Origin of the sequence: Amylibacter marinus (assembly GCF_030160015.1) — a bacterium.
Classification (GTDB): Bacteria; Pseudomonadota; Alphaproteobacteria; order Rhodobacterales; family Rhodobacteraceae; genus Amylibacter; species Amylibacter marinus.
This window is the reverse complement of sequence record NZ_BSNN01000002.1, coordinates 557,674-572,150: the sequence shown is the minus strand read 5'-3', so window position 1 is coordinate 572,150 and position 14,477 is coordinate 557,674. Positions and strand designations below refer to the sequence as shown.

12 protein-coding genes are annotated in these 14,477 nt (G+C 52.6%); 8 read left to right on the top strand and 4 right to left on the bottom strand.

The features are described 5' to 3' along the window. Window positions 1–23: 23 nt before the first annotated feature. From QQL62_RS03605 to QQL62_RS03595, 3 genes are read right to left on the bottom strand one after another with little or no spacing between them, the layout of a single operon-like run. Window positions 24–1,109, bottom strand: coding sequence for a dihydropteroate synthase (locus QQL62_RS03605; protein WP_284376176.1), 1,086 nt, complete (start codon window positions 1,107–1,109; stop codon window positions 24–26). 9 nt (window positions 1,110–1,118) lie between these two features. After that, entirely contained in the window at window positions 1,119–2,033 is a 915-nt protein-coding gene (locus QQL62_RS03600) for a methylenetetrahydrofolate reductase (protein ID WP_284376175.1), read from the bottom strand. Between the two features lie 20 nt (window positions 2,034–2,053). Next, a complete protein-coding gene (locus QQL62_RS03595) occupies window positions 2,054–2,353 on the bottom strand; it encodes a virulence factor (RefSeq protein ID WP_284376174.1) in 300 nt (99 codons plus the stop codon). Window positions 2,354–2,475: 122 nt separating this feature from the next. On the opposite strand from QQL62_RS03595, the gene QQL62_RS03590 reads away from it, so the two are divergent. The 6 genes from QQL62_RS03590 (at window position 2,476) to QQL62_RS03565 (ending at window position 9,842) form a co-directional block, all read left to right on the top strand. Further along, window positions 2,476–3,582 carry a Ppx/GppA phosphatase family protein gene (locus tag QQL62_RS03590; protein ID WP_284376173.1) on the top strand — a complete coding sequence of 369 codons (1,107 nt, stop codon included), beginning with the start codon at window positions 2,476–2,478 and terminating at the stop codon, window positions 3,580–3,582. 9 nt (window positions 3,583–3,591) lie between these two features. Next, entirely contained in the window at window positions 3,592–4,302 is a 711-nt protein-coding gene (locus QQL62_RS03585) for an RlmE family RNA methyltransferase (RefSeq protein ID WP_284376172.1), read from the top strand. A 21-nt stretch (window positions 4,303–4,323) separates the two neighbouring features. Further along, window positions 4,324–5,268, top strand: a complete 945-nt coding sequence (locus QQL62_RS03580) for an Lnb N-terminal periplasmic domain-containing protein (protein WP_284376171.1) — start codon at window positions 4,324–4,326, stop codon at window positions 5,266–5,268. A gap of 141 nt (window positions 5,269–5,409) precedes the next feature. Next, complete coding sequence (guaB, locus tag QQL62_RS03575) at window positions 5,410–6,864, top strand: IMP dehydrogenase (protein ID WP_284376170.1); 1,455 nt, start codon at window positions 5,410–5,412, stop codon at window positions 6,862–6,864. Continuing rightward, entirely contained in the window at window positions 6,864–8,039 is a 1,176-nt protein-coding gene (locus QQL62_RS03570) for an RsmB/NOP family class I SAM-dependent RNA methyltransferase (protein WP_284376169.1), read from the top strand. The genes guaB and QQL62_RS03570 overlap by 1 nt, the downstream gene beginning before the upstream one ends. A 54-nt stretch (window positions 8,040–8,093) precedes the next feature. Next, window positions 8,094–9,842 carry an ATP-binding protein gene (locus tag QQL62_RS03565; RefSeq protein ID WP_284376168.1) on the top strand — a complete coding sequence of 583 codons (1,749 nt, stop codon included), beginning with the start codon at window positions 8,094–8,096 and terminating at the stop codon, window positions 9,840–9,842. Here QQL62_RS03565 and QQL62_RS03560 read toward each other — a convergent pair. Next, complete coding sequence (locus QQL62_RS03560; protein WP_284376167.1) at window positions 9,839–10,426, bottom strand: gamma-glutamyl kinase; 588 nt, start codon at window positions 10,424–10,426, stop codon at window positions 9,839–9,841. The genes QQL62_RS03565 and QQL62_RS03560 overlap by 4 nt on opposite strands. A gap of 192 nt (window positions 10,427–10,618) precedes the next feature. Between QQL62_RS03560 and recA the strand changes: the two genes are divergently transcribed. Together recA and alaS are read left to right on the top strand one after the other, a co-directional pair. Further along, complete coding sequence (gene recA, locus QQL62_RS03555) at window positions 10,619–11,701, top strand: recombinase RecA (RefSeq protein WP_284376166.1); 1,083 nt, start codon at window positions 10,619–10,621, stop codon at window positions 11,699–11,701. A 121-nt stretch (window positions 11,702–11,822) separates the two neighbouring features. Then, window positions 11,823–14,477: an alanine--tRNA ligase gene (gene alaS / locus QQL62_RS03550; protein WP_284376165.1), complete on the top strand. Its 2,655-nt coding sequence runs from the start codon at window positions 11,823–11,825 to the stop codon at window positions 14,475–14,477.

The window sequence follows — 14,477 nt, the reverse complement described above, 5'->3', positions numbered from 1 at the left end:
ATTGAGGTGTGGCGGGGGGGAGGTTAGCCGCGGCGGCGGCGGCCACCTGCGCGTCCGCCCCGCCCAGCGCGCGCGCCAGTACCTGCGGCGCTCGCGACCTTATTGGTGCGGATCCATTCGGCGCCATTGGGGTCATTGTTGGTTAGGAAATTAGCGGCGCGAATGGCTTCCATTTCTTTGCCTGCGCGGGACTTGGTAGAGCCCATACCCGTGATGGTTGCCAGCAGCTCTGGATCGATATCATCGGGGATGATGATGCCTGCGGCGGCCAGTTCTGCGCGCTTTTCATCCAGCTTTTTGGGCCCAACGGGCAGGGCTACTGGGTTCATAATAGCCGAGGTCATGCCCGCGGCCATGGCCATGGGCAGGAAGGCGTTATTGATGCCGTGGCGGTTTGGCAGGCCAAAGGAGATATTGGAGGCGCCACAGGTGGTATTTACACCCAACTCATTGCGCAATTTGCGCACCAATTCAAATACTTGCAGGCCTGCGGTTGCCATGGCCCCAATCGGCATGACCAAGGGGTCTACCACGATATCATGGGCCGGTATGCCGAAATCCGCCGCGCGCTCTACGATTTTTTTGGCCACGGCAAAGCGCACCTCTGGGTCTTCGGAAATGCCGGTGTCGTCATTGGAAATGGCCACCACAGGCACATTGTATTTTTTCACCAACGGCAAAACCAGCTCTAGGCGTTCTTCTTCACCTGTTACCGAGTTCAGCAGCGGGCGGCCCTCGGCCGCGGCAAGGCCGGCCTCTAGGGCGCCGGGCACAGAGCTGTCGATACACAGCGGTACATCTGTGATGGCCTGAACGCGCTCGATCAATTCCTTCATCAGGGGTGGCTCGACAAAGTTATTATCGGCATAGCGGGGGTCTTGGGCCATTTTATTGGCAAAAACCGCGCCTGAATTGATATCCAGCACTGTGGCGCCTGCGGCAACCTGTGCCAGCGCATCGGCCTCTACGGTCGAAAAGTCGCCCAGCTCTAGCTCTGCGGCCAACTTTTTGCGTCCAGTTGGGTTAATTCGCTCGCCAATCACGCAGAAGGGTTGGTCAAAACCAATAATTGCGGTTTTGGTTTTGCTCTCGATTATTGTTCTGGTCATGGCCTGTCCTTAGGATTGGTTCGCGGGGATGCCGTTGGCACCTGCGTTTTCTTGTGCCCATTTAGCATTGGTTTTAATTCCGCCCAATGGAAAAAAATGCACATTTGTTATGAGGAAATTTTGATTAGCGGCGCGGTGTTCGGCCAGATCTGTTAGAAATTTATCAGGTTTGAAGGGCAAGAGCAGTTTCGACACATCCTTGGCGCGCTTTTGCAAAACACGTAAACTGGGGCCAACACCACAGGTGAGGGCAAATTTAATCATGGTTTGCAATTTTGCGGGGCCAGCGACGCCAATGTGGATCGGGATATCAAATCCATTTTCGGCTAGATTTTCGGCCCATTCTATTACGGGAGCGGATTCAAAGCAGAACTGGGTGGCAATGGCCATTTTGGCATCTGTGCGGTTTGAAAACTCTTGTTTCCAGCGCAGGGCTAGATCTACATTTTTGCGTGATCCATCTGGGTCGATATCTTTGTTGCCTTCTGGATGGCCGGCCACATGTAGGCGGGTAAAGCCCGCGCTATCAAACAGGCCGCTGTCCAGCAGTTGCATAGAATCGCTAAAGTCACCTTGTGGATGATCTACACCCCCTGCTAGCAAAAGTGCCTCCGTCACACCGGCCTCGTTTTTATAGCGTGTGATCCAATCGGCGAGGGTGGCGCGATCTTTGATAATACGCGCAGGGAAATGCGGCATGACAGCAAACCCATCATTGGCCAGGCGTCTGGCAGTATTGACCATATCTTCGATGGGTGTGCCATCAATATGGGCGATATAAACCCGTGTACCCTGTGGTAGTAGATCGCGAAAATCGGCGATTTTTTCGGCGGTGCGGGGCATGACCTCGATCGAGTAATCCTGTAAAAAATCAGCCAGCACGGTATTCTCCTGTGTCGGGGGGGCGAAATTTAAAACAGCCATGTAACCTCCTGTGATGGGGGTTATTTAGCCCAGCCATCTGTTGCGATCAGGGATTTGATCTTCTCTTGGTGGTATTCTTGATCCAGGCGCTCTGCTTCGCTTTTTGCGACTTCTTGGGCGTCGCCATCGACGCTTAGGGGGGCAGATTTGCGCCAATCTGCCAGATAGGCCTCATCATCTGAGGCCCCCACCTTCATTGCGCATCGATCAATGGCTTGCTCGAAGCGTTCGGGCAATTGCACCTTGGCGGCGCGGCGCCCCTTGCCAACGATGACCTGAGCGGGGATATCACGCCAATAAACGATCACGAGATTATGCATGGGAGTTCCTTTGTCTGTCTTGGCCGTGGTTTTGGGCCGTTGGGAAGGTTTAAATGAAAATAGACCCTCGTCAAGAAGGATGAGCCATTGCGCCAGCGCGGCGCAGGCCTTACTCTGGGCGTATGAAGTCAATTGCAGAACAGAACAAGGTCTTGGATTTTCCAAATGGAAAAAACAAACGGAATCAAGGCGATTTGTTTGCTGCTTTGGATTTGGGCACAAACAGTTGCCGGATGCTAATTGCGCGCCCGCACCGCGATGATTTTAAGGTGGTGGATGCGTTTTCAAAAACCGTTTATCTGGGAAAAGGACTAGATCGGTCTGGGCGATTGAGCGAACCGGCAATTTTGCGCACCATCGGCGCGTTGAATATCTGTGCGGCGAAATTGCGCAAGCACAACGTGAAAAAGATGCGTCTGGTGGCCACCGCCGCCTGTCGCCAAGCCCAAAACGGGCGCGACTTTATCCGGCGTGTAAAGCAAGAAACCGGTCTGAAGTTAGAGGTGATCAAGCCACATGAAGAGGCCCGCCTTGCAGTTATCGGCAGTGCATCCCATGTGAAACCCTGTACCGAGCAGGTTTTGGTTTTGGATATTGGTGGCGGGTCTACTGAACTGGTCTGGCTGGATATTTCTGGGGTGCGCCCCGAGGCGCGGCGCGGGGCCTTGATGCGCCTTCAACGCGATATTCACAAGGCTAAGAAACAACCGGATCAGATGAGCGGTATGCGTGTGGTTGATTGGATCTCGGTGCCCCTTGGGGTAACGACATTGCGCGAGCAATTCAGCGATGTTGACGGCGACAAGGCGCGCTATGCGATGATGTCGTGGTATTTCGAAGAGTATATCGCACAGTTTGGCCCCTATGGCGAAGAAGATCGCGATAAGATTTTGCCAAAATTTCAGATTATTGGCACATCTGGTACCGTGACAACCATTGCCGCTTCCTATATGAAATTGCGGCGCTATGATCGGGGCAAAGTGGATGGTTACGAGATGACATCCGAGCAAGTTGAGGCCGAGATCGAGCGCTATTTGGTGGGGGGGCCGAAGTGGCGGGCTGCGAATACTGCCATTGGGGCAGGGCGCATAGAGCTGATCATGTCTGGGGCCGCGATTTTACAGGCGGTTTTGCGGGTCTGGCCAACCGATCTACTAACGGTAGCAGATCGCGGTTTGCGCGAGGGCATTTTATATTCCTTGATGGTTGCCGACGGCCATCTAAGATAGGGGCACATCATGGTGCAGAAAAAGAAAAACACATCTGGCCGCGGCCAGCGCGATTTACAGGTACGGGTGAAATCGGCCAAGGGGCGCAAGTTGTCGTCTACATTATGGCTAAAGCGCCAGTTGAATGACCCCTATGTGGTGCGGGCCCAAAAGGATGGTTATCGCGGGCGCGCCGCCTATAAAATCCTAGAGCTGGATGACAAATTCCGGTTTCTCGTGCCTGGTGCACGGGTGGTGGATTTGGGCTGTGCACCTGGTGGTTGGTGTCAGGTTGCCGTTCAGCGGGTAAATGCAGATGGTGCCCGCCAAGGCAAGAAGGTCGGCACAATATTGGGCGTTGATTTGCAAGAGGTCGACCCGATTGAAGGCTGCGAATTGCATGTGCTGGATTTTCTGGATTATGGCGCAGATCAAAAGGTGAAGGATTGGTTGGGTGGCAATGCGGATGTGGTGATGTCAGATATGGCGGCATCCTCTACGGGGCATAAGCAAACGGATCATCTAAAAATCATGGCTTTGTGCGAAGCGGCGGCCTATTTTTCATTTGATGTATTAGAAGAGGGCGGCACATTTGTGGCCAAGGTCTTGGCCGGTGGTGCCGAGGGGGAATTGCAAAAAATTCTAAAGCAGAAATTCACCAAGGTGGTGAACATAAAGCCCCCGGCCTCGCGCGCGGACAGTTCTGAGAAATTTGTTGTTGCAACTGGGTTTAGGGGCTGAAGCTAAGGTTTGCGGATTGCGATGGGATTGCTGATTGCGCTGGGAATAGCGGTGCTTGCATTTTGGGGCTTTGGGGCGATTTGGTTCCGCGGCCTACCTGTGCTGGGGGTGCTCTATGGGATCTTGGCGTTAGCGGCCATTTGGGGTGTTTACAGCGCTGATTTTCGGTTTTGGATTGGATTTGCTCTGGCCAGTGTGGTGCTATGCATTTGGTGGATCCGCATAGAGCCGCGCCTTGATCTGAACTGGCAAGAGGCGCTTCGCCATACGGTTACGGGGCAGATAGAGGGCGATATCGTGCGGTTGCACAACATCCGTGATTTTGACTGGCAGGCGGATGGTACGGTCAATGCGCGCTGGTATGACGATGATTTTCGCCTGAGCGAGATCGCCTCGGTGGATGTTATCCTGTCTTATTGGGACAGTCCGCGTATTGCGCATACTTTGGTATCCTTTGGGTTTCAGGATGGGCGATATGTTACGTTCTCTGTGGAAATTCGCAAGCAGGTTGGCCAAGAGTTTTCGACAATTGGTGGATTTTTCAAAGAGTACGAGCTGGCCTTTGTTGCGGCTACCGAGCGCGATATTGTGCGCCTACGCACCAGCGTGCGCGACCCGCGCGAGGAGGTATATCTGTACCCGATAAAGACCACGCTAGAGGATCGCATTGACTTGTTTAAGGCCTATGTGGAACGCGCCAATCAGCTGGCGGGTACGCCAGAATTTTATCACACGATTACGGCGAATTGCACTACGGTGGTTTATGCGCTGGTGAAACAATTTCGCCCTGATGTGCGCTTTGACAAGAGCATTCTTGTCTCTGGTGATCTGCCTGAGATGTTTGAGAAACGCGACATGTTGGATTGGGACGCGCCGCTGGGGGATGTGCGCGCGCGGGCGCGGATCAATGCGCGTGCGGATGCGGTGACGGGGGCGGAGGAATTCTCGCATAAAATCCGAGAGTAGCGGGCGTGATGCTTGTGGAGGTTGTTCTTGGTGGGGGATCGATCCTCTAAACTATCTGCTGATGGTCAAAATAACCCTTTCAATTTGCCTCATCTCATGAGATAGAGCGGCGTCAATACCGATCACTCTAAGGAGATTCCAATGGAGATTCGTGAGGCCCTTACCTTCGATGATGTTTTGCTTGTACCCGGTGCGTCCGAGGTACTGCCCTCTGATGCGCAACTGGCCACTAATGTGACCAAATCAATCAGCCTGAATATTCCCATCCTTAGCTCGGCTATGGATACGGTGACCGAGGCGCGTATGGCAATTGCCATGGCCCAATCCGGCGGCATGGGGGTTATCCATCGCAACCTAACAGATGATGAGCAGGCCGAGCATGTGCGCCGTGTCAAACGCTTTGTCTCTGGTACGGTTTATAAGCCAGTGACGCTGCGCCCGGATCAAACATTGCGCGAGGCACAGGCTTTGGCCCAGCAATACCGCATCACAGGATTCCCAGTTGTAAACGCGGCTGGGGTTGTTCAGGGTATTTTGACCAACCGCGATATGCGCTTTGTATCTGATCCCGATACGCCGGTTGCGGTGATGATGACATCGGATAATCTGGCCGTGGTACGCGAGCCTGTAATGTTAGAAGATGCTAAATCTATGATGCATGCGCGCCGCATAGAAAAGCTATTGGTGGTTGATGGCGACAACAGGCTGACAGGCCTATTGACCATCAAGGATTTGGAGCAAGCGGTTCTTAACCCCATTGCCTGTAAAGATGAATTAGGGCGCCTGCGTGTTGCTGCGGCTACCACCGTGGGGGACAAAGGTTTTGCCCGTGCAGAGGCCCTGATTGATGCGGGGGTTGATTTGTTGGTTGTGGATACCGCCCATGGGCATTCCGCATCCGTAGGCGCCGTTGTCGAGCGGATCAAAAAATTGAATTCAGCCATACAAGTGGTGGCGGGCAATGTGGCCACCGCCGAGGCCACCAAGGCCTTGATCGGGGCAGGGGCCGATGCGGTAAAGGTTGGCATCGGGCCAGGCTCTATCTGCACCACGCGAATTGTGGCCGGTGTTGGGGTTCCTCAGCTCACGGCTATTTCTGACAGTGCCGAAGAAGGTGCCAAGCAGGGCATTCCGATCATTGCCGATGGCGGTATTAAATTCTCTGGTGATTTTGCCAAGGCCATCGCTGGTGGCGCCAGCTGTGCCATGGTGGGATCTATGTTGGCTGGTACCGACGAGGCGCCCGGCGAGGTGATCCTGTATCAGGGGCGTTCTTTTAAATCATACCGTGGTATGGGGTCTGTAGCCGCAATGGCGCAAGGGTCCGCGGATCGTTATTTCCAGAAAGAGGCCAGCAGCGACAAGCTGGTACCCGAAGGGATTGAAGGTCAGGTGCCCTATAAAGGGCCAGCGGCCAATGTATTGCACCAGATGGTGGGCGGGTTGCGTGCCTCTATGGGGTATACTGGGAACTTGACCGTGCCAGAAATGCGCAGCCGCTGTAAGTTTGTGAAAATTTCGGGGGCTGGTTTGAAAGAAAGCCATGTACATGATGTTCGCATCACCCGCGAGAGCCCAAATTACAGGGTTGGATAATGACACCAAATGCCAGAGTTGCCGCTGCGATTGATATTTTGGGGCGTATCACAGCTGGTGCGCCCGCAGAGAAAGAGCTGACGGCATGGGGGCGCGCCAACCGCTTTGCGGGATCCAAGGATCGTGCGGCGGTACGCGACATCACCTTTGACTGTTTGCGCAATCTGCGCAGCTATGCCCATACCAGTGGATTGGATACGCCACGCGGTATTTTGATGGGCTATGTCTTGCAACAGGGCGGCGATTTGGGGGCGGTGTTTAGCGGTGAGGGTTATGCGCCCGTGCAAATTGATGCGGTAGAGCGGGCGATTTTGGGCCGTGACAGGCCAGAAATCAGCGCAGGTGAAGAGATGAATCTGCCTGATTGGATTGTGCCCATGGTGCCAGAGGGCACGATTGAAAGCCGTGCGGTTTTTGCCAAGCGCGCGCCAATTGATCTGCGGGTTAATCTATCGCAGATTTCCCGTCTGGATGCGCAGGCAGAGCTGTTATCCGAGGGGATCGAGACCGAGATTTTAGATTATACCTCTGCGGGTTTAAGGGTTATTGGGCAAACGCGTAAAATCCCTCAAACAGAGATTTATCTGCGCGGGGGGATCGAGCTACAGGACGCCGGTTCGCAGCTGTTGGTAGATATGTTACCCATCGAATCTGGTGCAAAAGTTCTGGATTTATGCGCGGGCGGTGGAGGTAAGTCGCTGGCGATCGCGTCACTTGGTACAGATAGGAAGATTTTCGCCTATGATATTGCACCGCAAAGAATGGATGATCTAGCATTGCGGGCAAAACGCGCCAAGGCCGAGATAAAAGTGCTGAAAAAATCCCCTGTTGGCGGGGGGGATGTCTTTGATCTGGTTTTGCTCGATGTGCCCTGTTCGGGCAGTGGCAGTTGGCGGCGCACACCGGATGCAAGATGGAAGCTGAGCCCTGAAAAGCTGAGTGAACTAACGGGTATTCAGAGCCAAATCCTTGCAGAAGCCAGCGGATTGGTTGCCGCGGGTGGGACACTGGCCTATGCGACATGTTCGTTGTTTGACCAAGAAAACGAAGCGCAGATTGTACAGTTTTTGGCGGAAAACCCTCAGTGGCAGGTAATACGCCAAGAGCGGATGAAATTGGGCGCGCAAAGTGATGGTTTTTTCGTCGCAATCCTAGGAAAAGTTTCGCAACCTTGAATTGAACTTGATATCTGTTAACCTTTTGTTAGGGGAGTTGCGTTTGGTAGGCGTATGAGTTTTAACAGATCTTTTTCAGGACGCTTGTTCGATTATGTGACGCCACAGTTTGTTCTGGGGCTGTCGTTTTGCGCACTTGCGATATTCTCCTATGGTGTCGTACCGCATGAAATTCACATAGCGCTGGTAACATTTGGGGTGTTCTATGCGGTGGGCCTAATTGCGCAGGGCCTGCGTATTGATCGAAAATTATTCAGCCCGAGAGTGTTTCAGGATATTTTCAGGCTACGTAAGCCCGTCAACGAGTCTGCGCTAGATGAATTACCCATCGCCCTGTTACGCATTTCCGTCAATGGGCGTGTGTATGGCCCCAATCGATCCGCGCGCGAGCTGTTAAAGATTGAAGAGGGTGAAGACCCATATTTGAGCGATCTGGTCGAAGGGATGGGGCGATCTGTTAATCAGTGGGTGCAGAATATTCGCCAAAACAAAAACGTTCAAAAATCGGAATTTGCATTGGCAAAGCGGCGATGCGGGGATGTGTATTTACAAATTCAAATTTTGAATGTGATGGGGGAAAGTGGCCCTGAAACAACCGCGGTGATCACCGATGCGACAGAGCTGAAATCCATGGAGGCGCAGTTTGTACAAAGCCAAAAGATGCAGGCCATTGGTCAGCTGGCGGGGGGGGTTGCCCATGATTTTAACAATCTGCTCACAGCGATTTCGGGCTACTGCGATTTTTTAATGTTGCGCCATGAAAAGGGTGATAGCGATTATGGGGATTTGATGCAGATCAGCTCTAACGCCAATCGTGCGGCGGCCTTGGTGGGGCAACTGCTGGCTTATTCGCGTAAGCAAACCCTGCGCCCCAGTGTTATTCAGGTGAACGAGACACTGTCTGATCTAACGCATTTGTTAAATCGCTTGGTTGGCGAGAAAATCACCCTGAACTTTGACCAACAGAAGAATTTGCCCTTGGCATTTGTGGATGGGCGTCAGCTGGAACAGGTGATTATGAATCTGATCGTAAACTCGCGCGATGCCATGCCTGAGGGCGGTGAAATACATCTACGTAGCTCTAAGGTAGAGCTGAGCCATGATGAGATACGGGGCAATGTGCGTATTTTAGCCGGAAACTATGTGGTGATCCAAGTCGAGGATCAGGGCATTGGAATACCCAACAGTGAATTACACAAAGTGTTTGAGCCGTTCTTCAGCACCAAAGAAGTGGGCAAGGGCACGGGGCTTGGGCTGTCGATGGCCTATGGTATCATGAAGCAAACGGGGGGCTATATCTTTGTGGATAGCGCTGTAAATGTAGGCACGACATTCACGCTGTATTTACCTATTGCGGATCCTGCCGTGGTTCAGGCCTCGCAACAGGTACATGAAAAGCGCGAGCAAATCACCAGCTTGGCTGGTTTGCGAGTTCTGTTGGTCGAAGATGAGGATTCGGTTCGGGCGGTATCTACGCGTGCTCTTCAGGCGCAGGGGGTGGTTTTATCTACCGCTGCCAGTGGCAAAGAGGCCCTAGAGCGGATCGCGCAATATGACGGCAATTTTGATGTGGTTGTTTCTGATGTGATCATGCCAGATATGGATGGCCCCACCTGGGTGCAACAGGCCCAAGAAGAGAATATGACCGCCAAGGTGATTTTTGTATCTGGTTACGCCGAGGAGGCGCTATCGGATCAATGGGAAAAGATGAAGGATGTGACCTTCTTACCCAAGCCCTATTCGCTTAAGGCGCTTATTCAAACGGTGGGCGAGGCGGCGCAAAGCGATGAGCGACCGCGTTAACTGTCACTGATTGCTGTTTCATAAAGGTCTAGATCCGGTTTAAAGTAATCCCGTAGCGCGGCGGTGTTGTTCGGGCTTAGACGCAGAGTTTTTATTGGTGATACATTCATTTGTTGCAGATCAAAGCGGTGCTCGAGGCGCAGTGACAGGAAAATGCTGAGGCTATTCATACAATCATAGCGCCATAGGTAATCTGGCGTACATGACAGGAAATTGGCTTGAGAACCAACTGCGGCGTGCGGTGGACGTTTATCCGATAGGTAATCTGCTACAAACTGATCATAGCTGATATCGGCGGTGCTGTTTTGGTGCCCTGATAGGGCAGCGCGGCTGCGATAGCGATACCAGCTGCCCAGCCAGTCTAGTGGTTCACGAATAACAGCCAGCGTTTCGCAGGTACCTTTGGCCAAATCTTCGACCAAGGGTTGCATGGTTTTGCTGTAGCGTTGGGGGGATATATGTTTAGCGGCGGGCGCATTTTTAAATAAAATATCACTTTTGCCAGCAAGAGCGGTGTGTAATGCGGTTGAGCCGGTCTTGGGTGTGGCGAAAAGAACAAGCTTTTTTTGTAGAAAAATCAACATGATAGATTGGTGTCACCTGTTTTGCTTCGATTTTATATAAAGTTTTACCTTTTCGAAAGGGTCTTCTTGCAGAGTAAAGAAAGTAAATTTTTTCTTGATATGTTCTCTTTTTGGTCTCATAAGAAAAATAGAACAACAGGCGAACATCCGCACCTTAACGATTGCGGAAGATGTGAAATAAGGAGATAAACCATGGCATCGACTCTTTTGGATTTTGGCGGAAAGCGCAATATGGACAAAGATAAAGCATTGGAATCGGCATTGGGCCAGATTGAACGCCAGTTTGGTAAAGGTTCCATTATGAAATTGGGCGACGATAGTGCGCGCATGGATGTCGAGGCGACCTCGACCGGATCTATCGGTTTGGACATTGCCCTTGGAATTGGTGGTCTGCCTAAGGGACGGATTATTGAAATCTACGGCCCTGAAAGCTCTGGTAAGACGACATTGACCCTACATGCCATTGCAGAAGAGCAGAAAAAGGGTGGCATTTGTGCCTTTGTGGATGCCGAGCATGCCCTTGACCCGGCCTATGCCCGTAAATTGGGAGTGAACATTGACGAGTTGTTGATTTCACAGCCAGATGCTGGTGAACAGGCATTGGAAATCACGGATACATTGGTGCGTTCTGGTGCTGTATCTATGGTGGTGGTCGATTCTGTTGCGGCCCTAACGCCCAAGGCGGAATTAGAGGGTGACATGGGGGATCATCAGGTTGGCGCGCAGGCGCGTTTGATGTCTCAGGCCATGCGCAAACTAACGGGATCGATCGCAAAATCCGGCTGTATGGTTATTTTCATCAACCAAATTCGGATGAAAATTGGCGTCATGTTCGGCTCACCAGAGACGACCTCTGGCGGTAATGCACTGAAATTTTACTCGTCCGTTCGTCTGGATATTCGCCGCATTGGCGCGATCAAGGATCGCGATGAGATCGTGGGCAATGCCACGCGGGTGAAGGTTGTAAAGAACAAGGTCTCGCCACCGTTCAAGCAAGTGGAATTTGATATCATGTATGGCGAGGGTATTTCCAAGCGTGGTGAATTGATCGATCTGGGTGTGAAGGCTGGGATTATCGATAAGTCGGGTTCGTGGTTCTCTTATGGTGACGAGCGTGTTGGGCAGGGGCGAGAGAATGCCAAAACCTTCCTAAAGGATAATCCGCAAATTGCTTATGAGATTGAGGATAAGATCCGCGCGGCCCATGGTTTGGAGTTTGATATGCCCGAACCCGTCGCTGATGCCATGGATGACAGCGACGCTGTGGTCGACTAGGCTAAGTTACCCAATAGATTTGACAAGAGCACGGAAAATTATCCGTGCTTTTTCTTTGCCTGTGGACAGTACGCTGGCGCGGGGGTAAACCTGTGAAAACAACAGGTTTCAAGGCAGAAAAATGGCTAGCGTTAATGATATTCGGTCCACGTTTTTGGACTTTTTCGGAAAAAATGGGCATGAAATTGTAGAGAGTTCGCCGCTGATCCCGCGCAATGATCCCACATTGATGTTTGTGAATTCCGGGATGGTACAGTTTAAGAACCTATTCTTGGGCCAAGAAACCCGTGACTATCAGCGTGCCACCACAGCCCAGAAATGTGTGCGCGCCGGTGGCAAACACAATGATTTGGACAATGTTGGCTATACCGCGCGCCATCATACATTTTTCGAGATGTTGGGCAATTTTTCCTTTGGCAATTATTTCAAGGAAGAGGCCATATCATTTGCGTGGGATTTGATCACCAAGGACTTTGGGATTGATAAGGATCGCCTATATGTCACCGTGTATCACACCGATGACGAGGCCGCGAATATTTGGAAGAAATATGCTGGTCTGCCAGATGATCGCATCATCCGCATTGCCACGGACGACAATTTTTGGCGCATGGGGCCTACCGGGCCTTGTGGGCCTTGCACCGAGATTTTCTATGATCACGGCGAGCATATTTGGGGTGGCCCTCCTGGATCACCCGAGGAAGATGGGGATCGCTTCATCGAAATCTGGAACGTGGTTTTCATGCAGAACGAACAGTTTGCAGATGGGTCGTTGAAACCATTGGAAATGCAATCGATCGATACTGGCATGGGGTTGGAGCGTATCGCGGCCTTGTTACAGGGCAGCCATGACAATTATGATACCGATCTAATGAAAGATTTGATTGAGGCATCGGCCCATGCAACGGGTGTTGACCCATATGGCGATCAAAATGTACATCACCGCGTGATCGCGGACCATCTGCGTTCAACCTCTTTTTTGATTGCTGATGGTGTTTTACCGTCCAGCGAGGGGCGGGGCTACGTATTGCGTCGCATCATGCGTCGCGCCATGCGCCATGCGCATCTGCTGGGGGCCAAAGATCCGGTGATGCATCAATTGGTGCCTGCGCTGGTGAAACAGATGGGCCAGGCCTATCCCGAATTGACCCAAGCACAGGCGATGATCGAGGAAAGCTTGCTATTAGAAGAGACGCGATTCAAAACCACGTTAGACCGTGGCCTGCGCCTATTAGATGATGAATTGGCCGGCTTGTCCGAGGGACAGGCTCTGTCTGGTAGCGCGGCATTTAAACTGTATGACACCTATGGGTTTCCGCTGGATCTGACACAGGATGCCGTACGTGAAAAGGGTGTGAGCGTTGATACGGATGGGTTTGATGCGGCAATGGCCGAGCAAAAGGCCAAGGCGCGCGCCGCATGGGCCGGATCTGGGGATGCAGCGGACGAAAGCATCTGGTTTGATGTGGCCGAAGAGCATGGCACCACAGATTTCTTGGGCTATGACACTGAAAGTGCCGAGGCGCAGTTAATCGCGATTGTTAAAGATGGCGCATTAAGCCCCACCGCCACCAAGGGCGACAAGGTGATGTTGGTGTTCAACCAGACCCCGTTTTATGGCGAAAGCGGTGGCCAGATTGGCGATATGGGCACCATCAGCTTTGATGGGGCGGCGGTTTCAGTTTCCGATGTGAAAAAGAAGGCGGGTATTTTTGTACATATTGGCACTGTGCGTGAGGGGGTAATATCGACCCAAGACGTGGCCGAGCTGGCGGTGGATCATTCCAATCGCACAGGAATTCGAAATAGCCATTCCGCAACGCACCTGCTGAACGAGGCCCTGCGCAATGTCTTGGGCACCCATGTGGCACAGCGTGGCTCATTGAACGCGGCGGATCGCCTGCGCTTTGATTTCAGCCATTCCAAGGCGATGAGCACCGCAGAGATTGCAGAAGTAGAGCGCGAGGTGAACGATTATATTCGCCAGAACTCTAAGGTGGAAACCCGCATTATGACACCAGATGATGCGCGTGCATTGGGTGCGCAGGCGCTGTTTGGCGAGAAGTATGGCGACGAGGTGCGTGTGGTTTCCATGGGGGTTCAGGATGGATCGAATAAGGGGTTGGATAAGAATACCTATTCGCTAGAGCTATGTGGTGGTACCCATGTGGCGCAAACGGGTGAGATTGGTAGCTTTATCCTAACCACAGAGGGGGCATCTGCCTCTGGTGTGCGCCGGATCGAGGCGCTGACAGGGCGCGCAGCACAGGCGCATCAGGCAGAGCAGGCCACGGTATTGGCCGATGTGGCAGGGTTGCTGAAGGCTAAGCCCGAAGAGATATCTGTGCGTATTCAGGGGTTAATGGATGAACGTCGTGCGCTTCAGGGCGAAGTATCGGATCTGCGCAAGGCCGTGGCCATGGGCGGTGCTGGCACTGCGGCCGATGCCAAAGATATTGGCGGGGTCGCGTTTTTTGCACAGGTTCTAGAGGATGTGCCGGGTAAGGATCTGCGCGGGTTGATTGACGAGCATAAAAACCGGCTGGGCTCTGCGGTGATTTTGTTGATCTCGGGGGCAGGTGGCAAGGCCGCTGCTGCTGTTGGTGTAACTGATGATCTAACTGGTGAAATCAGCGCTGTTGATGTGGTCAAGGCCGCAGCAGCTGCGCTGGGGGGCAAGGGTGGCGGTGGCCGCCCTGATATGGCGCAGGCTGGTGGTACCAGTATCGAGAATGCGGATGCGGCCATTTTGGCAGCAGAGAAAGTGGTAGGAGCATAG